Genomic DNA, 21,425 nt, shown 5'->3' with positions numbered 1-21,425 from the left:
TTACCGGAAAAGTTGGCCTTCTGGCCTTTCACAAAGGAGAGTTTGCACACGTATCATTGCAGAAATATGACAATCTCTAAATCGTTAAATAAGCAAAACGTCGTATAGCAAATGAGAACTCTACGACAGGATAAAACGACTAGCGACTCTATTCTGAGTTGGCGGTTAGCATCCGCACTCCAATATTTCCAAGCAATGACGCCCCCAGCATGGTCAATACCATGGGCCATAGGTGGGCAACTTCAAACGCTCCTACCAGCACCCCGGCGAGCGCGCCACAGCTAAACTGGATGCCACCCAGCAACGCCGTAGCGGTCGCACTGATATGCCCAAAGTGGTCCAGTAGTGACGAGATGGCATTCGGAGTGATCAGGCCAATCATGCCGGTGAATACCATTACCAGAGGTACAACGGTATATAGCGTGACTATATCCAGCGCCGTAACGATCACCAAGCCCAAACCCGCGATCATCTGAATCGTTAGCCCCAAGCGCAGGTTTTGTTGGGGTGTGCGTTGACGCAGCATATAAATATTAACGCGGTTGGAGAGTGCAATAACAACGACGTTGACCCCGAAAATCAACGGATACATCCCCGGAGAGAGGCCAAAATAATCGAGATAGACAAAAGGCGATGCTGTTACAAAGGCGAAAAGACCGGCAAAAGAGGCAGCCACTGCACATATATAACCCATGCCTTCTTTATGTCGCAGCACGCTTACATAGTTGCCGAGCACCTGACGAGGCGACGCTGTGGGCAACGTCATATCACGGGTTTCGGGTAACCGCGTCCCCAGCAACCAAAGCAAAAAACCGGCATATACCGCAAGAAAAACAAAAATCAGCCACCAGCCTGCAACATGCAGCAGCATACTCCCCACAGCCGGTGCCACCAGGGGAGCCAACATCATGATCATGGCCATGGTCGACATCACTTTGGCAGCCTCTCGGCCGCTAAAGCAGTCGCGTACAATGGCGGCAGAGTTAACCACGCAGGCTCCGCCACCCAGTGCCTGGATAAATCGCCAAATCAAGAGCGAGTTGAGGCTATCAGCCGTTGTAATCATCAGGCTTGCCAGCATAAATACGACCAAGCCGCCCATTAGCACCGGCTTGCGCCCTATCCGGTCAGAAAGCGGTCCAAAGACAAGTTGCCCAATGGCAAAACCAAACAGGAACACACTAATCGAAAGCTCCGCGTGATGAATGCTGGCATTAATGGATTCCGCTAACACACCAATCGCAGGCAAATAGGCATCAATCGCAAAAGGGGCAAGCGCTGTGTTGGCAGCAACCAACAAAGCAACCCGTCGTGGGCTAAGTTCCATAGGACTCCCTGAATTAGTTAGCCACAATCAAGCACGGCAGCAATCGATAGGCCGCTAATAGTAACGCGATGATGAAAATTAAGCACTGCAGCCCCGAAAAACTGAAACATAAACTGCTTAGCCTAGGATTCATAAGCCTTTTCCAAGACCAACTGATGGGAACACTATGAATTTTAGAGCGCTGAAAAATATCCCACTACGCTGGCTAAGCCTATCCGCCCTACTGCTTGTGGCACTGTGTGTGCTCATGTTTGCCCTACTGACATGGAAAATGATGCAGCAGAGCCAAAACGATTTAGCGCTTCTTGAGCAGGTTAATGTTCAACAGTCATCATCGCTAAATCGGCTTCATATAGCGGGCCTTGAGGGTTTGCACCGTTTGGACAGAGCGCTTGAACGCCAATTGCGCCCTTCACTGGGAGACCCGACAGAGGCGCTTCAAGCGGTCGAAAATGAGCTCTCTGAAATGGCAGTAGCGCTGGCAACGTTTTTGGAAGCAACCGCTGAAACATCGCACCCTACACTTCGAGACGCTATTGAGCAGCAGGCAACAGCGCTTATTGGCACGATGAACGAACAGTTAAATGCCGTTCAGACAGGTGACCGCGGCGGCTACCGGCAATTGACGCTTGATGCGTTAGCACATAGCCAAGCCCTAACCGAAGAGGCACGCAGCTTTTATCAACTGGCTGACCGTCAGGGTACAGAGCTAATGACTAACGCTCAACGCCGTGGTCAGTTGATTGGTCAATTGCTGTCAGGTGGCATTGTTATTGCCTTGGCACTGCTAGGTTTAATGGCCTGGATTGGACAGCGTCATGTTCTATTACCCATTAACCGCTTGGTCGCACACTTTCGTACAATGGCAGAGGGTGATTTAAGCGTTAAGGTCCCGGCTCAAGGCAATAATGAAATAGGCCAGCTCTACCAAGAGTTGGATAATATGCAGCGTGCACTCATTGAAACCGTTTCAGAGCTTCATGGTAATAGCCGCCATATTTTCGATAGCGCTCAACGCCTAGCGCTAGGCAATGAAGACCTTGCTATCCGAACGCGCCAGCAAAACGCGTCCCACGAAACGACCGCGGCTAACCTGGATGAGCTGACAGAAAACGTTGCCACCACCGCTGGTTTTGCAGCCGATGCGACCCAACTAACGTCTACGGCGGCGGCACAAACCCAAGACGGTAGCCAGATAATGACCAACTTCCTGACCACCATGGAGGAGATTCACGCACGCTCGAAAGAAGTCGATGAGATTGTTAACGTTATCGATTCCATCGCTTTTCAAACCAATATTCTTGCGTTGAACGCCTCTGTAGAGGCCGCTCGCGCAGGCGAACAAGGCCGAGGCTTTGCCGTAGTGGCGGGCGAAGTACGCCAACTAGCCTCACGAAGCGCTGAGGCTGCACGCCAAATCCAAACCTTACTTGCCGCATCAGGCAACAGCATTGAGCGTGGCCATACCTTATCCAACAAGGCCAGCCAAGGCATGAACGCCATTGTTGAAACGACCGAACAAGCCAATAGCATCATGCTTCAGATCGCTGATGCTGCTAATGAGCAGCACCGCCACATTGAACATCTGAATTCAACTCTGCACGAACAGACCCAGGTTAATCGGGCCAATACCAAGCAGGTTGAAGCCACCGCTCAGGATGCAATGTCGCTTGAAGCCGCGGCAGAAAGGATGCGTGAACAAGCCGCGCGCTTTAAAGTCGGAGAGATATCCAGCGATGATTTTATTTGGCAGGCCTCTCCGCCAGCACCCAACTTATCCAATACACCCACATCGGATAATATTCAGCGAGCGCCTGCCTTGCTACAGTAAAGGACTAACGACGCAAGGAGTAATGAATGGCCACTAGCCTGCTAACACAGCTTAAAGAAATGACCTCGGTAGTCGCCGACACCGGCGACCTTGAAGCCATCCGACGTTTTGCGCCACAAGATGCAACGACGAACCCTTCACTCATCCTGCAGGCCGCTCAGCAAGAGCAGCGCCGCGCCCACTTGGCCGCTATTGCCAAGGAAAGCAAGGATATTGATGATGCGGTTGACCGCGTGGCTGTCGAGATTGGCAGTGAGATTAGTGAACTGGTGCCCGGCTATGTATCCACCGAAGTAAGCGCTCGGCTTTCATTTGACCGTGATGCCACTATTGCACGCGCGCACTCATTGATCGAGCGGTATGCCCAAAAGGGCGTGGGTCCTGAACGCATATTAATCAAGATGGCCTCCACTTGGGAGGGTATTCAGGCAGCGCAGCAGCTTGAGCGTGAAGGCATCCGTACCAACCTCACGCTGCTGTTTGGTTTTGCTCAGGCTCAAGCATGTGCCGATGCAGGCGTCACTTTGATTTCGCCGTTTGTCGGGCGCATCCTCGATTGGCATAAATCTCGTCAGCCTGAAGCCGATTTAAACGGTAACAATGACCCTGGCGTGCAGTCTGTCAAGCAGATTTACAGCTACTATAAGGGCCATAACTACGCCACCATTGTAATGGGTGCAAGCTTTCGTAATATCGGCGAGATTGTATCTTTGGCAGGCTGTGACCGTCTGACCATTTCGCCCAAATTGCTTACCGAGTTGGATGAACAGCAAGGCGAACTAACTCGCCAGCTAACGCCGATGGGCGCGAGTAGCTCAGCGGACGAGCCATTAACTCAAAGCGATTTCCGTTGGGCCATGAATGAAGATGAAATGGCGTCTGATAAACTAGCGGAAGGTATTCGCAAGTTTATGGCCGACCAGCGTGAGCTGGAAACATTACTCGGCACACTGCGAAAGTCATAAGTTATTAAATTGCGCCACGCTTAAACGACAACCCCCCACAAAAGTGGGGGGTTGTCAGTCGTCGGAGCCTCCCTTTATCAGGGAGGCTTTTTTAATGGTGGGCTTCTGTATTCTGCGCTTCCAACATCTCAACCAACGGCTGGAACTGCTCGCGATTATGCTCATTCATGTGCATTAAAATACGATGCGCTTCCAGAATTCGCTCGCGCAGCCCTTCTTCATCCGCAGGCTCTTCAGGCAGCTCAACAAGCGCATCACTAAGCACTGGCGGCTGTTGAAGCGGCGCCTCCATCAATGTAAAAAAACGCGCAAAGCCCATAACATCGAGCATTTTACGAACATCAGGATTATCCGCAATGATAGTAGGCGGGTGCGCCAAGCGCCCTTTTACAGCCATCGCCACCTTTGCAAGAAAGCCCAATGCCGTTGAATCGACGTTGGTCGCTTCACGCAAATCAATCATTACCGCACGTAATCCAGGCGTTTCAGCAAGATGTTGTGCCTGGGTATCCAGCGTGGCACAAAGCGTTAACCGCACATCGCCACAGAGTTTTAAGACAAAAACACCGGAGTCGAACGCCGCTTTAATACGGCCTTCATCAATCAGCATGACCAAATCCGCTCACCATCATGATTGTTAGATCATCGGGTAAAGCACCGCGTTCCTGGTTCGCCTCATCCGTATCCCCTGCTGCAAGCAGGACACTTGTTTTGGCTAGCCGTTCGCGCAACTGCTCAAGCGTGACACTCTCGCTTACTAATTGCTCAAGCTCCTTGAGCCGCGTGTCGAGCGTTTTACCCGGCAAGCATTCCAATACACCATCTGAACACAGCCATAATCGAAATTCGGCCGGCAAAGCACAGCTCAGCGAAGGATACTCTATATCGGGGAAAAGACCTACTGGCATCCCCTCTCCTTCAAGCCGAGAGAGCTTGCCGCCCGCAACCAAAAAAGGCATAGGCAGCTGCGCACCGAGCGAATAGTGAAGTGTATGAGAGTGATGGTCAATAACGCCTACAAACAACGTTGCATGTTTACCGATATCGGTCCCCTGCAACTCTCGATTCATAGCGGCCAACCAGTCCGGCGCCAAGCACTCAGGCTTTTGGCCGTCCCACTCATTCAGCCAACGGTTGCATAAATACTTTAACAACACGGTCACAAACGCCGAGGATGCGCCGTGCCCAGAAACATCTGCAAAATAGAACGCACTGTAACGGTCGTTGTAACGCTGATAATCCAGAAAATCGCCGGATAGATAAAGCGAGGGCGCAAACCAGTAATCATAGTAAACGCCGTTCATCACCTTGGGGCGAGCAGGCAATAACCGACGCTGAATATGCCCCCCACTTTGCTGGTCCATGCGCAGCAGCGCCAGATGTGTCTCCAGGCTCTCGTTTAATTCAGCGAGTCTTTCTCTATCATGGTCTCGCTCGATGGCTAACTCATTGAGTTCAATAGCCTTATGAATCATTCGCCGCAGCAGTTCAGCATGGCGTAGAGGATGAACGATATAGTCCACCAACCCTACGTCAATCGCCTTGATCAGGTCCGCATCCTGACGTGAGTCGCTTACCACCAATGTGGGTAAGCGACGCGTCAACTGCGACCACTGCTGCTGAGGCACCGAGTGCGCATGCGCAACAATCAAAGCGGTTTCTGCCGGAAGATAGTCGATATTATCTGCAGCATATACGCCCATACCGTCACACGTGATGGCTTCTGCCAGCGCATCGCGCTCCGGACCGGGCGCGTCAATTACCGCAACCAGCTGCCTGGAATGATCCATATCAAGCCTCAATCGGCGAAATCGTCGTCACTAAAATCGCTGTCGTTAAAGTCAAAATCATCCATTGCAAACGGGTCATCGCCTAACTCGCCGTCACTAATTTCAAACTGGCGGCTCTGCAAATAAGCGTCGCGCACAAAGCTGTAGCGATCACCACTAATCAAGTTTTCCCGATCAAGTAATGCGGCGCGTCGATCAATAATATTGAGAGCGCTTAATGCAAACTCGGTGGTGTTATCATCCACGTAAACGATGGGATAGGTCATGATATCAGCAGGCCGACCCGTCGCATCACGTAGCGTACTGGGCCCCAAAAACGGCAAGACAAGATAACGTGAGTCATCCCATCCCCAGGCTGCCAGCGTCTGCCCGAAATCCTCGTCGCTTGCGTTAATCTCCATCAGCGTCGCGTAATCAAGCAACCCACCGATACCCACCGTTGTGTTGATCAAAAAACGGGATGTTGCCAACCCAGCGTTAGCCGGTTTTCCTTGAAGAAGACTATTTATGGCCGTACGAATTTCTCCAAGGTTGGAGAAAAAATTGCTGACACCGGTTTGTACGGGGCTCGGCGTAATCGTGCGATACCCTTGGGCTACCGGCTTCAACGTATACTGATCAACGACATCGTTAAAGGCAAAAACGCGGCGATTAAAGCCCTCCCACGGATCATCCGGATTCGCATCTTGAGACATTTGCGTGCTGGCACAACCACTAGCCGCCATGGTGATAAGCAGCACAGCAGGTAGGGCTGCATTACGCAGTGAAAAAGTGGGGGCTTGCTTGGCTAACAACCGCTGCATGGTCATTCCTCTTCAAAAACTAACGTACTGTCACTGACGTCGCACTGTTACTGACGTCGAACTACGACGCTACCTGCGCTGTAGCCTGCTCCAAAGGAGCAAATCACACCAATGTCGCCCTCCACCATATCCTCATGATGCAAATGAAAGGCAATAATGGAGCCTGCGGAGCTTGTATTGGCATAGCGATCTAAAATGATGGGCGCTTGCGCCTCACTGGGCTCAAAACCCAATACCCTGCGAGCGATAAGATCGTTCATATGGCGATTAGCCTGATGCAGCCACATTTTTTTGAGATCGCTTCCCGATAGCTCCAACGACGTCAAGTGATCTGTAATCAACTGGGCTACCATGGGACATACTTCTTTGAAAACCCGCCGCCCTTCTTGCACAAAGAGCTTATCAATTGCTATCGGATCACTGTCCGTCACACGGTTTAAAAAACCGGCATTATTACGAATGGCGTTGGAAAACTGGGTAACAAGCCGCGTACCTATAATTTCAAAGCGCTCATCAGCCACTGCATCGACACTGTTTTCCAGGACCACAGCGGTGCAAGCATCGCCGAAAATAAAGTGGCTGTCACGGTCTCGAAAGTTTAAATGTGCCGAACAGATTTCCGGGTTAACCACCAAGGCGCGCTTAATACTGCCGGACGCAATAGCATTAGCGGCCGATTCAAGGGCGAACGTAGCCGAGCTGCAAGCCACGTTCATATCAAATCCATAACCCTTGGCACCCAGCATCTGCTGCACTTCTACCGCTAACGCAGGATAGGCACGCTCCATATTGGAGCAAGCCACAATCACCAGTTCGATGTCATCAGGTGCTACCTGGGCCTTTTCCAGCGCTTGATGTGCGGCAGAGACGGCCATTTCACACTGAATAGAGGGCTCGTCATTTTGACGTAATGGCAGCCGGGGACACATCCGTTCAGGATCTAAAATACCTGAAGCATCCAATACGTAACGACTTTTAATACCAGAGGCTTTTTCGATGAACTCGCTGCTGGAGTGGGCTAGCGGCTCACGCTCACCCCGTGCAATCGCATCCGCATGACGCGCATTTTCGTTATCCACCCACGTATTAAATGCAGCCACCAGCGCCGCATTATCAATGGCGTGTTCCGGTGTATAAAGCCCTGTCCCGGTTATCACCACGTTTGTCATGCCTATCTCCTCTAAGCGGCATTTGCCCCTATTGCTTGCTGTTCAGGCTCAGGCCCAAGGCTCGCGCTTAATATTACTGTGTGCGTTATTTTCGGGATTTACCAGTCATCTTCTAAACGCTAATTATTTCTTGCCAGCGCTTTTCAAGGCGCTTTGCCGATACGGGCATGAGCGTTCCTAACTGCTGAGCAAAAAGGGAAACGCGAAGCTCCTGTATCCACCAGCCAAATTCCACCAACTCGGGATCTTCAACACACCCCCGGCGCTCGCTTTTACGCCGCGTATCAAAGCGAGTTTCAAGGGCCTGAACGTCATGCATCAGCATCTGGTCACGCCCGCGCTCACGTGCGGCTTTTTCAAGGCGGATGAGCGCGGCTTCGGTATAACGAGGATACTCTGTCAGCCATTGGCCTGCATCACGAATGAAACCAGGATAGACCAGCCGCTGCATCTGTACGCTGATATCGCTATACACTAGGGCAAGCGCAAAATTGAGCTTTCCTTTAAGCACTTTACTCACTGCCAAGTGACCTTTTAGCGCCGCCTCGACCTGTTCAAGCAGGGAAGTCGCGTAATCAACCAACTCTGCTTTGGTAGCGTCCAGGCGAGCGCTCAACTCGGCCGATGAGCGCGGCAAAGGATGCTGGGCAACTACTCGCGTAAAGACGGCTAACATCAGGTCATCCAGCAGCGCTTGCTTGCTGCCCACTTTGGCAAACAACAGTGCACATTTTTCAACACCGGGTAGGCGCTTAATCGCTTTTACCTGGTCAGGCTGTTTGGCAATTGCCAGCCGGGCAACGCCCTCTTGATGCGCCGCCAATGCCTTTGCCGGATGATCAAAAAGTGCGACCTTAAACTCACTGGCTTCAGCCACCAACGCCGGGTAGGCCTCAACACGAATGCCCGCCTGGGTAGTCACACGCGAATCAGGCAATGGCTCCTCAGGCAGGCCGTCAAGCGTAGGCGCCTGGTTTGCCTGCTCGGCCAGCGCTTGGGCACCGGCACTGGCCGCCGCTTCAAAGCGCTGCTCCAGCGCCCTCACATCACGCCCTTGACCCAGCAGCTCTCCAGCATGATTGACGACTCGAATGTTCATAATCAGGTGGGCATTGAGTAGATCCAGCCGCCAGTCATCCGGGTGCACACGCGTTGCGGTACGTCGACGTATAAATTCGCCCAATGCTTCTGTGAGTGGGCGCTGATCGGGCGCCAGGGTTTCCAACGCTGCATCGACCCAATCAGGAATGGGTACCACCTGGCGGCGAATGCTTTTAGGCAGCGATTTTAAAAGCGCAATGCACTTTTCTCTTAAAAGCCCAGGCACCAGCCACTCTAATGCGTGCACAGGCAATTGAGGCAGCATGGCGGCAGGTACGGTCAATGTGACGCCATCATCGTCAGCGTTGGGATCAAAATGATAACTCACCGGATAAGCCACCCCGGCAAGTGTTAAATGATCGGGGTACTGCGCTTGTGTGACATCGGCGGCGTCACGCGCTTTCAGCGCATCCAGATCAAAATTCAACAGCGCAGGCGTCTGGCGCTCAGCCTGCTTGCGCCAGTGCTCGAAGCCTTTACCATTGACGATGTCGTCAGGAATACGCGCGTCGTAAAACGCAAACAACGCTTCTTCATCGACCAGAATATCACGGCGGCGGGCGCGGTCTTCAAGCGCCTCCACTTCGTCAATGAGTGCGCGGTTATGGGTAAAAAACGCGCCCTGCGTCGTAAACTCGCCTTCAACCAGCGCACGACGGATAAATAGCTCGCGCGATTCTGTGGGGGCAATCGGGCCATAGTGCACACGCCGACGCGCGACAATAGGCAGACCAAACAGCGTTACTTGCTCAAAAGCAACGACCTGCGCGCGCTTTTGTTCCCAATGAGGTTCGCTATAGCTGCGTTTCACCAAGTGCTGAGCCTGCGGTTCGATCCACTGGGGATCGATCTTGGCAACGGTGCGCGCATACAGTTTTGTGGTTTCAATCAGCTCAAATGCCATTAGCCACTTGGGCGATTTTTTAGCGAGCCCAGAACCCGGATGAATCATGAATTTGCGGTTACGCGCGCCCAGGTACTCGCGATTTTCCACTACCGTGCCCAGGTTAGACAAAAGGCCTGAAAGAAGCGCCTGGTGTAACTTGCCTGAGGCCTTGCGTCTGGCCTGACGCGCCTGCTCTTCGCTCTCCTCGTCATTGCGCGGTAGCGGAGCGGGAACATCGATCTGCATATCGCGCAGCAACTGCCTAAGCTGGCGGAACGTATCGTGCCATTCACGCATGCGCAGATAATTAATATAGTGCTCGCGACACCAGCGGCGCAGCTGATTGCCGGATAATGCTTCGCGGGCATTCTCAATGCCGTGCCACACGTTGAGCAGCGCGACAAAATCCGAATCCGGGTCGTGCCAACGCTGGTGCGCCTGATCAGCAGCCTGGCGTTTATCGGCCGGACGGTCTCGCGGGTCCTGAATGGCAAGCGCGGATACCACCACCAGAACATCACGCAGGCTACCGCGCTCCGCACCTGCTAACACCATCCGTGCCAAGCGCGGGTCGATGGGCAGTTTCGCTAACTTTCGCCCCAACTCGCTAAGGTGATGCTTTTCGTTGACCGCGCCCAGCTCAAACAGTAGCCGAAAGCCATCTTTTACAAAGCGGCTGTCCGGTGGGTCTACAAAGGGAAACGCTTCAATATCACCCAGTTTTAGCGCCAGCATCGACAGAATGACCGAGGCTAAATTGGTCCGCTGAATTTCAGGATCAGTAAAGGCTGGACGCGAGACGAAGTCCTCTTCGTCGTAAAGACGAATACACACCCCTTCTGCCACCCTACCGCAGCGCCCCTTGCGCTGATTGGCACTGGCCTGGCTTACCGGCTCAATCGGCAGGCGCTGAATTTTTGCCCGATAGCTGTAGCGGCTAATCCGGACAAGACCCGGGTCCACCACATAGCGAATGCCGGGCACCGTCAACGAGGTTTCCGCAACGTTAGTGGCCAACACAATGCGCCTTCCACGGTGGGCAGAAAAAACCCGGTTCTGCTCCTCATTGGAGAGACGTGCGTACAGCGGCAGAATTTCCGTCCCTTGCAAATCAGCCCGGCGTAACGTATCGGCTGTTTCACGAATTTCTCGCTCGCCCGGCAAAAATACCAGAACATCCCGGGGGCCATGTAACCAGCCTTTTTCGCGCTCGATGGCTTCGATTTCGAGAACGGCGTGCAAAATCCCTTCCTGTAAGGTGCGATCCTCTTCATCTTCTTCATCACGTACCAAAGGGCGATAATGCACATCGACCGGATACGTGCGTCCTGATACCTCAACGACGGGCGCGGGTGCTTTAGGCGTACCGAAATGCGCGGCAAAACGATCAACATCAATGGTTGCCGAGGTAATAATCACTTTAAGGTCAGGACGTTTAGGCAACAGCCTTTTTAAATAGCCCAGCAGAAAATCGATGTTCAGGCTGCGTTCATGAGCTTCATCAATAATGATGGTGTCGTAGCGCAGCAGCAAGGGATCGTGCTGGGTTTCAGCCAGCAAGATACCATCGGTCATTAGCTTCACTAGCGTGGTGGGGCTACTTTGATCCGTAAAACGTACCTGATAGCCCACCTGCTCGCCAAGCGGCACCTCAAGCTCTTCGGCCAGCCGCCCAGCAACACTGCGCGCCGCTAAACGCCGTGGCTGTGTATGGCCAATAAGTCCTTTACGCCCACGGCCTAACTCTAGGCACATTTTGGGGAGCTGAGTCGTTTTGCCCGACCCGGTCTCCCCCGCCACTACCACCACCTGATGGTCACGAATGGCGTTTAAAATATCTTCCCGACGCTCAACCACCGGCAACTCAGCCGGATAGTTAAAGGTCACCTTCAACGCCTCGCGCTGGTTAAACACTTGCTGTGCCCGGTGAATATCGCGCTGCACCTCATGCAAACCGTGACCAATCGGCTTGTTGTCGCGCAGGCGACGCGCCAGCCCTGCTACGCGCCGCTCAAGACGCTGGGCATCACGCAGCATAACGTTGCTTATGGTTTCATTAAGCTTAGCCAGGCGTTGATTATCGGTAAGATCAGAGGGCATATCGGTGGTCACGTTAGGCTCGGTTTCCATTCGTTATTGAAAAGCAGATGTACCAATGGATATCGGTAGGGCAAATAACTATTCGGCCCGCTACGCGAGCGGGCCGAATATTGTAACGCTTCCACCAACGCGACGCCTAACCAGTGGCGTAATCGCTCATCAGTGCGTTATCTATTTTCGTCACTATAGACGCTTCCTCTAACTATCTGCCTCTCTGGCCGCAGGCTTATTTTCATCGCGCAGTTCACGACGCAATACTTTGCCCACATTGGTTTTGGGCAGTTCATCACGAAACTCGATGAACCTGGGCACTTTATAGCCGGTAAGTTCTTTTTTGCACCAGCTGCGCAGCGTTTCGGCATCCAACTGACTGTTTTTGGAGACGACAAACAGCTTGATGACTTCACCTGCGTCGTCGTCCGGCACACCGACTACCGCCGCTTCGATAATATCCGGATGGGCGGCGACCACGTCTTCCACCTCATTGGGGTAGACGTTAAAGCCCGACACCAGAATCATATCCTTCTTGCGGTCAACGATACGGATGTAGCCGTCATCCTGAAGCACGGCGATATCACCGGTATGGAACCAGCCGCCCTCATCGATGGAGTTACGGGTTTCATCGTCGCGCTGCCAGTATCCCTTCATCACTTGAGGGCCCTGCACGCAAAGCTCGCCCGGCTCGCCCAGAGCCACATCATTGCCATCAGCATCCACTACTTTTACCGAGGTGCCTGCAACGGGCTTACCGATCGTACCCAACTGAATAGCATCGGTTGGGTTAAAGCTCACAATTGGCGAGGTTTCTGTCAATCCATACCCCTCAGCAACTGGGCAACCTGTCGTTTGCTCCCAACGCTGGGCGGCTGCCTTGGTTAGTGCCATACCACCAGAAATAGTCAGCTTTAGATGGGAAAAATCGAGCTGCTTAAAGTCGTCACGATTACACAGCGCATTGAACAGCGTATTTAAGCCAATAAACGCTGTGAACTTTAGCCCTTTAAGCTCTTTTATAAAACTGTCCAGATCACGGGGGTTGGTAATCAGCAGCGAATGATTGCCCGACTCCATTAAAAACAGGCAGTTCACTGTAAAGGTGTAGATGTGATAAACCGGCAGTGGCGCTATTACTAACTCCTCGCCCACGTTTAGATGCGTACCAATAGCGGCACGCGCCTGCAGCATATTAGCAATCAAGTTACGGTGGGTTAGCATCGCCCCTTTTGGCAGGCCGGTTGTACCGCCGGTGTACTGCAGCGCGGCCAAATCATCCTGTTCTCGGCTTACCTCAGTGTGATTTAAAGAAGCGCCCTTCTTCAAAACATCACGAAAGCTTAACGCGGTGGGCAGCGAGTAGGCAGGCACCATCTTTTTCACATGCTTCACGACCGCATTAATCAACCACCGTTTGGGCAGGCCGTGCAGGTCTCCCAACTCGGTGACCAGCACATGTTTGATATCGGTTTTATCAACGACGTTTTCAAGCTTTTTAGCCATATTGGCTAATATCAACACAGCCTTGGCACCAGAATCCTTAAACTGGTGGGTCATCTCCCGCTCGGTGTAAAGCGGGTTGGTATTTACCACGACCAGACCTGCCCGCATGGCGCCAAACACCGCCACGGGGAATTGCAAGACATTGGGCAGTTGAATGGCGATCCGGTCGCCCGGCTTCAAATCAGTCTCGTGCTGAAGCCAAGCGGCAAAGTCTGCTGAAAGACGGTCAAGATCAGCAAAAGTAAGCGTTTTGCCCATGCAGCTAAAAGCAGGCTTTTGCTGATACCGGCTTACTGCCGCGTGAAAAACATCTGTGACAGAGTTGTACTTATCCAACCCTTCAAGCGCTGGGCCGCGTAAAATAGGCGCTGTGGCGTGTTCGCTCATGGGCAATCTCCGCTATCCATGTCGATGTTATAACCGACCTTGTTATTGTCGCGAGGCAAGAGGGCCAACGATATACGACCCCAGACATGCTGTAAAACGATCGATTGAAACTTGTGTTTCAACTTTAGCCGATAAAGGGCCGAGCTCTTAACTTTCCTCCTAACCTTCCTCCCATCTTTTCTAAATGTCTACGTAACAATGTAGCGTAATGGGCAGTTCTTATGGACAGTTCTTATAGACAGTTCTTATGGCCAGTTCTTATGGACAAGCCCTTATGGACAGTAACGCGCCTCGATTTCTCCTTCACGCCACACTAAAAGCTCGCCGGGCACCATGGTGCACCAGGCTTCATTGTGGGTTAGCGGCTCGGTGGCTATAACAGAAACCACATCATTGGGTGTCGTGTGCTCGGCAAAATTAACCGTAAGTTCGGCATCAGAAAGCTCGGCATCACCAAAGGGTGCTCGTCGGGTAATATGCGCAAGCTTCGTCGAGCAGTAGGTATAGAGATACTGACCATCGGACAGCAGCAAGTTAAATACGCCCAACGTGCGTAGCTGTTCACATCGTGCGTGCAGCGTCTCCCATAAAGATTCAGGCGATGCCGGGGCCGTTGGAAAAGCGTCTCGCAGTTGACCCATTAGCCAACAAAAAGCATGTTCGCTATCGGTATTGCCAACCGGCGTGTACACCCCCAACGGTAAGTGCTGCCATTCGCTTAGCTGACCATTGTGCGCATAGCACCAAGGGCGGCCCCACATTTCACGCGTAAAAGGGTGAGTATTCGCCAGGCGCACACCGCCAACGTTTGCCTGGCGGATATGGCTAATCACCACGTTTGATTTAATCGGATAGTCGCAGATTAACCGCGCGATGGGCGAGTTGACAGAAGGATGCGGGTCACGAAATTCGCGATACCCGCCCTCTTCATAAAAAGCGATGCCCCACCCATCGCGGTGTGGCCCAGTGCCACCACCACGATGTAAAAAGCCTGAGAAACTAAAGCAGATATCGGTCGGGACGTTCGCGCTCATCCCTAACAGCTCACACATAACAGCGCCTCCTTCCGCTTTTCATTATCTGCATTAACCAATAACAGGTTCGCGGCGACGCGTAGGCTGTGGGTCTTCTTCCTCCTGCTTCACGCGCTTGGCGGGCGGCGCACTTGGCGGCCGACGCCACCACCAGAGAGCAATGCCTATCGCTGCACCAATAGCAATCCCAGCGACCAGGCACAACAGGCTGCCACGCAGTGCATTAACGTTATGCTCAAGAAAACCAACCGCGGCCACCATCGCCGCAGGCGCCCAACCGGTATAGAACTCACCTTCTTCTACTAGCGGTAAACGAAACATCGCTGGCGTCCACATAGCGCCCGCCATTCCCCACGTCACCACCAGGCGTGGCAAACGCGGTAGAAACGCCACCGCAAAATAGATGGCAATGACGACCAGCAGCGAAATACCGTAATAACTTAGCCACAGCTGTGACATTGAACCTGTAAACAGCATAATACCCCTCATGTGGGTGCATGCACCCGACGTTAATTTCCCGCTATGGTACCTATCAATTTATGAAAGCACAGCCAGACACGCTCGCAGGCTCACCCGTCGCGCGCTATTATCGCGCTAATGATCCCAAATGGCACTGGTTGGAAGCACGAGATTCGCCTGATGTTAGCGCATTTTTAGAAGCCGCCAACCAGCAGCAGGCCCAATGGTTTGCACCGCTGGCTCCGCTGGCCGAAACGCTCTATAAAAGCCATCTTGCGCGCCGTGAGCTTGCCGTCACCAGTCTTGAGACAGCGCTTGACCACTTTACGTTCTGGAGCGAGACCGGCGCCGACGATGATTACCCTCGCTGGTGGCGTTTCCCAAACGGGCAACCGGCACAGCGTGAATGTTTTTTTGATGTTCAAGCCCGTGCTGCGGGTGAAGAATTTTATGACATGGGCGATATGGCACTCTCTCCTGACGAGCAGTGGCTCGCCTGGACAGAGGACACACAAGGAGACGAGCGCTACACGCTTTGGGTAAAATCGCTGCCCAGCGGCGAGCCTATCTCTCTGCTCAGCGATATTGGCGCGGGCTTGTGTTGGGCTGAAGACCAGACAGCAAGCTCGGCAACCCTCTTTTTTACCCGGTTTGATGCGACCCAACGCCCCGACAGTATTTGGCAAGTATCGCTCCCTTTTAACGCACCTGAGAAGCACTCAGCGCCTACCCTGGTGCTGCGTGAAAAGGACCCCGAGTTTTGGCTGGGCATCGGCAAAACCCGCTCGCGCCAGTGGTTATTGATTGAAAGCGGCTCGAAAGATACCAATGAGATTTACGCGCTGCCCGCGCAGCAACCGTCGGCCGTGCCACTCTGCATACAGCCCCGCCAATCAGGCGTTGAGTACACGATTGATCACCGACCAGGCACCTTTTACCGTGTACATAACCAGGCAAGCGCGCATTTTCAGCTCGATTTCCTGGACGAACCTGCCCTGGGTAACCCTGAAGCACGCTGGCAGCCGCTCATCGCGCCGCGCGTTGACACCACGCTGGAAGGTATTGACGCGTTTTCCTGGGGGCTGATTATCGCAGAGCGCGACCATACCCAAGCGCAGGTAGTGCTGCGTCGCTGGGTGCTGGATGCACAGCATCACCGTTTGGTTGACGACTACCTTGGCCTGCCAGAGCAACCTTGCTCCCAATTACTGGAAGATGCCCCGCATTTTGACACCCAGGAATTACGCTTACGCGAGGAGTCCTTTACACAGCCCCCCAGTTGGTTTGCACTTGATCTTGCCAGTGGCGAGCGAACACTCCTTAAGCGCGTTCCCGTTTATGGTGGTTTAACACCGGAGCAGTTGGTAAGCCGCCGGGTATGGGCCACCAGCGCAGATGGCGAGCAAGTGCCGGTCTCTATCGTGATGCGTGCGGACCTGGTCGGTGAGCCATTACCCACGCTGCTTTATGGCTACGGTGCTTACGGGGAAGCGCTTGACCCGTGGTTTTCCATTGCCCGCCTGGAGTTACTTGAACGCGGCGCCGCGTTTGCGGTTGCTCATGTGCGCGGCGGTGGCGAGCGGGGTGAACCCTGGTACTTGCAGGGTAAAATGGCGCATAAAGAGAATAGCTTTAACGACTTTCTGGCCGCGCGGGATGCGCTGGTGGAATACGGGGTAAGTGATCCTGCGCGAGTAGCCGCTTACGGCGCCAGCGCTGGCGGTTTATTGGTCGGCACGTGTGTTAATCGTGCTCCCAAGGCTTTTTGTGCCGCTGTGCTTGATGTGCCGTTTTTGGATGTCTTGCGCACGATGCAAAACCCCGAACTTCCCCTAACCACCGCTGAGTACAGCGAATGGGGAAACCCCGAAATACCCGAAGTGGCCGAACGCATTCGTCACTACTCGCCCATGGACAATATAACGGCCCAGGAGTATCCCGCGCTTTGGATTGAAGGCAGTTGGTTTGATACACGGGTGAGCTACTGGGAGCCTGCCAAATATTACGCGCAAGTCACTCAGCAGCAGCTAGGCAGCGCCCCTGTTTTGATGCATACCGATATGAGCAGCGGGCATGGCGGTGCATCCGGCCGATTTAAAGCGTGGCAAGATACCGCCAGACAAGACGCGTTTATCCTTTGGGCATTGGGGTTAGCCGCCAATTTCAAGGACAGCGCCATCTAAGCAACCCACTGTTTTAAACCTCCCACCGTTAGGCAGCCTTCGCGCTGCCTTTTATTTTTTGAAAATACTTTCCACAAAAACAATTTTGCGTCATACTCAACTTTAGTCGAACACCCTTACCTCTACTATTGGAGCAAGCAATGAAGTACCAGGACCACTTCCCCACCATTTGGGATACGCCGCTTAAGCCGTCCACTCAGCCGGTTAAAAACAAAGCAGCTAAAAACAGAACCGCTCAGCCATCCTTGTTCAAAGGCATAATGCTTACCTTAAGAAATATGGCCAAGCACAAGCCCGTCGCCTAACGATCACGTCAGGCTGGATATTTGTGTAAACCGGCTTAATGTCGTCAAAAAGGAAGGGCTGGGGCTGCCACTTGCTGGATTTTTACTTACATGGGCAGCACAGCAATAATGTGGGATTCAAGCGCTCGTTCGGGCACATCATCCTGAGAGACCGCAAAGCTACGCACGCTGATGCCTTTACGGTGCACGCGCTCGGCATCATTACTCAGCAGCGGATGCCAGCCAGCTAGTTTCCGCCCTTCGGATACTCGGCGATACGCGCACGAAGCGGGCAGCCAGGTAAACTCTTTTACCAGTGCAGGCGTCAGCTGGGTGCAGTCGGGCACACTATCAAAGCGATTCGGGTAATCACTGCACTGGCAACTTTGAATATCCAACAGGCGGCAGGCAACGTTCAAGACGGCCAGCTCCTGAGTTTCATCATCATGTAGCTTTAACAGGCAACACTGCCCACAGCCATCGCAAAGTGCCTCCCACTCTTGCGGGGTAAGCTCTTCCAGCGTGTAACGCTCCCAAAAGCGCTCGCGCATTCCGGTTTCCATCCTTACTCCTCTTGCGGGTTATACGCGTAATTTACAGCCCCATCGCTGCTTAATGTGGCGCTTAACGCTGGCCATAGCGAATGATAATCCGCTTCCAGTAAACGATAGTCGCTTTGAAGCCAAGGGATGAGCTCAGCAAGCCGATTTGGTCCTGACAAGCGCTGGCCAAGGCCTGCAACTGCTTTGCAGGTAAAGTCGAAATCTGCGTAATTTCTTAGCCAATCATGCTTGATCATAAAGGGCATCATCGCCTCCAGCCGATTGGGCGCAGGCCTCGCTGACAATAGGCGGTAACAGCGCTCTATCATTTGCTGCTGCTCAAGCAAGCCGGCCTTATCTCGCGCTAAAAAATGATCCCACACAATATCCAGCGCAATACCAGCGTAGCGTCGCTTACCTGCAGGCGCCCGATGTTTAGCATTCAGTACGCTTGGGTGCTGGTCAACCCAGGCATCCACTTTACGGTGGTGCCGTATACCGCGCGCGACATCAACTGGCCAATCCCCCAGGTCGCTACCTTTAACGCCATCGGCAATCAGGTTGCCGTAAAGAAAATCATCACTCCCTTCACAGGCAAGCCAGGCATGAGCCAGGAAATTCACGGTAGTGGCTACTGCGCCGCATCGCGCGCGTTTAATTGCGCGCGATGTACATCAAGCAAGTAATCCTCTTTTGCAGGCGGCATCTGCAGATAAAAGCCTTGCTCATCAATAGCCGCTATAACGTCATCAACATTTACTCGGGCCAGTTTTTTATCGGCGGTGAGAATCATGGTGAATACCGCGACTGGCTTTCCAAACGTTACAAGCAGCGCTTCAGGAACGAGCTTGAGCCCTTTGCGCTTATCAACGTATAAATACATCTCATCTTTTCGCGAGCTTTTAAAAACCTCACAAAGCAGCTTGTCACTCATTTAGACAACTCCTTTAATGCTTGCTCAAGCTCATCGGCCAAACATTCGCCCCGCCATCCTTGTGGCAGAGTTAAAGGCTGGCTTGCCATGTCCTGCATAACCAACGCCTCAATATCACGGCGGCGCATCAACACTTCAGACGCCATTCCAAGCCCGGCCGCTTTCGTGTTAATAACGGATTTTAGGGCTTTGAAACGTTGTTTAAAGGCGGGCTGCATCGGGTCCGGCCAGCGCGACAACAGCTCATTTTCGTCGCAGTGCTGGGCCTTCTTAACCATTGCCAATAGCGTATCGCCCTCTTTTTTGACCAGCGCTGGCTTAAAGCCTTCAACCTCGGCCAACTCATAGCGATTTTTCGGCATGGCGTCAGCAGCCGCAAACAGCAACTTGTCACTCATAAGCCAATTGCGCGGCAAATTACGCCGCCGTGTTTCGCCTTCCCGCCAAATGGTCATCAGGCGATAAGCCTCCAATTGGCGCGGATCAAGCCGCCATAGCTGACGGTGACGGGCGTACCACTGGCCATCTGCTTCAACGCTGCGCCCAGCCTGCCCAATCAAACTGGCACACTCTTCATGCAACCAATGGCCGCGGCCTAACCCTTCCAGTCGTTCAGCCTGATGCGCCCATACTTTAAGCAGGTAAATAACATCCAACGCTGCATAGTCACACTGAGAAGGCGTCAAAGGCCGCTCTAACCAGTTTGAGCGTGTCTCCTCTTTGGGCAACGTTTCGCCTATCCAAAACTCCACCAGCTTTTGATACCCCATCGAGGGCATTTCACCAAGAAACCCTTGAGCAACCTGCGTATCCACTAATGGCGTTGGTAATACCCCGGCCCAATGCTGAAAAACTTCTAAATCTTCACTACACGCATGCAGCAGTTTAATGGCGCTATTTTGCAGTAACTGCCGAAATGCGGGCGTGCAGGGCGTGGCCAGCGGGTCAACCAAATACGCAACTTCCCCGGCAGCAAATTGAATTAATGCAGGGACGGGGAAAAACGTGTTTTCACGGAAAAACTCTGTATCCAGCGCGATGACAGGGGCGCTGGCCACTTGTGCACAGGCCGCGTCAAGCGCCTCGGGGCTGTCAATCCACTGGTATACGGGGGAGGCTAGAGAAGACAAAGCATACTTCCAGGTTGCTACAACCGCGATTGCGCTTGCAATGTTGGTGGGTTAATCGCTGGTAAAGGGCTGTCGGCCATTAAACGCACGGCTTAATGTACCGCCATCGACATACTCAAGCTCACCACCCATAGGAACACCATAAGCTAAACGTGAAAACTTCACGCCGTAGTGGGCCAATTGAGCGGCGATATAGTGCGCGGTTGCTTCACCTTCGACGGTTGGGTTGGTCGCCAGCACAATTTCTTCGATATGGCCTTCTGCTACACGCGTTTCCAACTGCTCAAGCCCAATCGCGTCAGGGCCGATACCATCCAGAGGCGACAAGTGCCCATGAAGCACAAAATAGCGGCCCTGAAAGCCGCCCGCTTCCTCAATCGCCAGCTGATCAGCGGGTGACTCAACCACACACAACAAGGCATCGTCGCGGCGAGGCGTTTCGCATATCGCGCAAATATCTGCTTCGGTCAGCGTGCGACAGCGCTGACAGTAGCCGACCTCGTCAATCGCTTTTTGAATGACCGAAGCAAGACGCTGACCGCCTGCCCGCTCACGCTCAAGCAAATGCATTGCCATACGTTGGGCCGTCTTCGGCCCAACCCCTGGCAATACACGAAACGCATCCATCAGTTGTTCTATAAGAGGAGAGAATCGCATTACTTAGAACGGCATCTTGAAACCCGGCGGCAGGTTCAATCCAGCCGTTGCTTCTTCCATCCGAGCTTTAGAGTTTGCTTCAACTTTACGTACAGCATCATTCACCGCGGCGGCTAAAAGATCTTCAAGCAGCTCTTTATCTTCTTCCATTACGCTTGGATCGATGGTGACCTGGCTCACGTCATGGCGTCCGTTCATGGTGATTTTAACCATGCCTGCGCCGGCTTCGCCGTGTACTTCTGACTGAGCAGCTTCTTCCTGAATACGCTGCATTTTTTCCTGCATCTCTTGGGCTTGCTTCATCAAGTTGCCCATTCCACCTTTCAACATGGTGTGCTCTCCTGGC

18 protein-coding genes are annotated in these 21,425 nt (G+C 53.1%); 3 read left to right on the top strand and 15 right to left on the bottom strand.

The window, feature by feature from the left end; genetic code table 11:
• Positions 1-148: 148 nt before the first annotated feature.
• Positions 149-1,327 (bottom strand): multidrug effflux MFS transporter, encoded by a 1,179-nt coding sequence (locus tag ACT3RU_RS12235; RefSeq protein ID WP_192527485.1) that lies wholly within the window; start codon positions 1,325-1,327, stop codon positions 149-151.
• Between the two features lie 166 nt (positions 1,328-1,493).
• Here ACT3RU_RS12235 and ACT3RU_RS12230 point away from each other — a divergent pair, with 166 nt between their 5' ends.
• Positions 1,494-3,158, top strand: coding sequence for a methyl-accepting chemotaxis protein (locus ACT3RU_RS12230; protein WP_192527486.1), 1,665 nt, complete (start codon positions 1,494-1,496; stop codon positions 3,156-3,158).
• A 26-nt stretch (positions 3,159-3,184) separates the two neighbouring features.
• Entirely contained in the window at positions 3,185-4,123 is a 939-nt protein-coding gene (tal, locus tag ACT3RU_RS12225) for a transaldolase (RefSeq protein ID WP_192527487.1), read from the top strand.
• A gap of 91 nt (positions 4,124-4,214) precedes the next feature.
• On the opposite strand, the gene ACT3RU_RS12220 is transcribed toward tal, so the two are convergent.
• The 8 genes from ACT3RU_RS12220 to ACT3RU_RS12185 form a co-directional block, all read right to left on the bottom strand.
• Positions 4,215-4,733 carry an STAS domain-containing protein gene (locus ACT3RU_RS12220; RefSeq protein ID WP_087106623.1) on the bottom strand — a complete coding sequence of 173 codons (519 nt, stop codon included), beginning with the start codon at positions 4,731-4,733 and terminating at the stop codon, positions 4,215-4,217.
• On the bottom strand, positions 4,723-5,913 hold the full coding sequence (locus ACT3RU_RS12215; RefSeq protein ID WP_192527488.1) for a PP2C family protein-serine/threonine phosphatase: 1,191 nt from the start codon (positions 5,911-5,913) through the stop codon (positions 4,723-4,725). Before ACT3RU_RS12215 ends, ACT3RU_RS12220 begins: the two co-directional genes overlap by 11 nt.
• A gap of 8 nt (positions 5,914-5,921) precedes the next feature.
• Entirely contained in the window at positions 5,922-6,716 is a 795-nt protein-coding gene (locus ACT3RU_RS12210) for an MlaA family lipoprotein (RefSeq protein WP_087106627.1), read from the bottom strand.
• 47 nt (positions 6,717-6,763) lie between these two features.
• Positions 6,764-7,885, bottom strand: coding sequence for a beta-ketoacyl-ACP synthase III (locus ACT3RU_RS12205; protein ID WP_483392694.1), 1,122 nt, complete (start codon positions 7,883-7,885; stop codon positions 6,764-6,766).
• Between the two features lie 112 nt (positions 7,886-7,997).
• Positions 7,998-12,002 (bottom strand): ATP-dependent RNA helicase HrpA, encoded by a 4,005-nt coding sequence (hrpA, locus tag ACT3RU_RS12200; protein ID WP_192527489.1) that lies wholly within the window; start codon positions 12,000-12,002, stop codon positions 7,998-8,000.
• A 168-nt stretch (positions 12,003-12,170) separates the two neighbouring features.
• Positions 12,171-13,856, bottom strand: a complete 1,686-nt coding sequence (locus tag ACT3RU_RS12195) for an AMP-binding protein (protein WP_192527490.1) — start codon at positions 13,854-13,856, stop codon at positions 12,171-12,173.
• A gap of 272 nt (positions 13,857-14,128) precedes the next feature.
• Entirely contained in the window at positions 14,129-14,908 is a 780-nt protein-coding gene (locus ACT3RU_RS12190; protein ID WP_192527491.1) for a class II glutamine amidotransferase, read from the bottom strand.
• A gap of 33 nt (positions 14,909-14,941) precedes the next feature.
• Positions 14,942-15,367: a hypothetical protein gene (locus tag ACT3RU_RS12185; RefSeq protein WP_087106638.1), complete on the bottom strand. Its 426-nt coding sequence runs from the start codon at positions 15,365-15,367 to the stop codon at positions 14,942-14,944.
• Between the two features lie 62 nt (positions 15,368-15,429).
• Between ACT3RU_RS12185 and ACT3RU_RS12180 the strand changes: the two genes are divergently transcribed.
• A complete protein-coding gene (locus tag ACT3RU_RS12180) occupies positions 15,430-17,532 on the top strand; it encodes a S9 family peptidase (RefSeq protein ID WP_192527558.1) in 2,103 nt (700 codons plus the stop codon).
• 391 nt (positions 17,533-17,923) lie between these two features.
• Here ACT3RU_RS12180 and ACT3RU_RS12175 read toward each other — a convergent pair whose 3' ends face one another.
• The 6 genes from ACT3RU_RS12175 to ACT3RU_RS12150 are packed head-to-tail and all read right to left on the bottom strand — an operon-like array spanning position 17,924 to position 21,409.
• Entirely contained in the window at positions 17,924-18,379 is a 456-nt protein-coding gene (locus ACT3RU_RS12175) for a YcgN family cysteine cluster protein (protein ID WP_087106640.1), read from the bottom strand.
• A gap of 2 nt (positions 18,380-18,381) precedes the next feature.
• Positions 18,382-18,981, bottom strand: coding sequence for an acyl carrier protein phosphodiesterase (locus tag ACT3RU_RS12170; protein ID WP_192527492.1), 600 nt, complete (start codon positions 18,979-18,981; stop codon positions 18,382-18,384).
• An 8-nt stretch (positions 18,982-18,989) separates the two neighbouring features.
• Positions 18,990-19,292 carry a YcgL domain-containing protein gene (locus tag ACT3RU_RS12165; RefSeq protein WP_192527493.1) on the bottom strand — a complete coding sequence of 101 codons (303 nt, stop codon included), beginning with the start codon at positions 19,290-19,292 and terminating at the stop codon, positions 18,990-18,992.
• Positions 19,289-20,422, bottom strand: coding sequence for a ribonuclease D (rnd, locus tag ACT3RU_RS12160; RefSeq protein WP_192527494.1), 1,134 nt, complete (start codon positions 20,420-20,422; stop codon positions 19,289-19,291). Before rnd ends, ACT3RU_RS12165 begins: the two co-directional genes overlap by 4 nt.
• Positions 20,423-20,473: 51 nt before the next feature.
• A complete protein-coding gene (recR, locus tag ACT3RU_RS12155) occupies positions 20,474-21,079 on the bottom strand; it encodes a recombination mediator RecR (protein WP_172117068.1) in 606 nt (201 codons plus the stop codon).
• Positions 21,080-21,082: 3 nt separating this feature from the next.
• Positions 21,083-21,409 (bottom strand): YbaB/EbfC family nucleoid-associated protein, encoded by a 327-nt coding sequence (locus ACT3RU_RS12150; RefSeq protein ID WP_087106649.1) that lies wholly within the window; start codon positions 21,407-21,409, stop codon positions 21,083-21,085.
• Between the last annotated feature and the right edge of the window lie 16 nt (positions 21,410-21,425).

The sequence above is a fragment of the Halomonas sp. TP35 genome (assembly GCF_052375975.1).
In the GTDB taxonomy this organism is placed as follows: Bacteria; Pseudomonadota; Gammaproteobacteria; order Pseudomonadales; family Halomonadaceae; genus Vreelandella; species Vreelandella citrativorans.
This window is presented reverse-complemented; position numbering and strand designations above follow the sequence as displayed.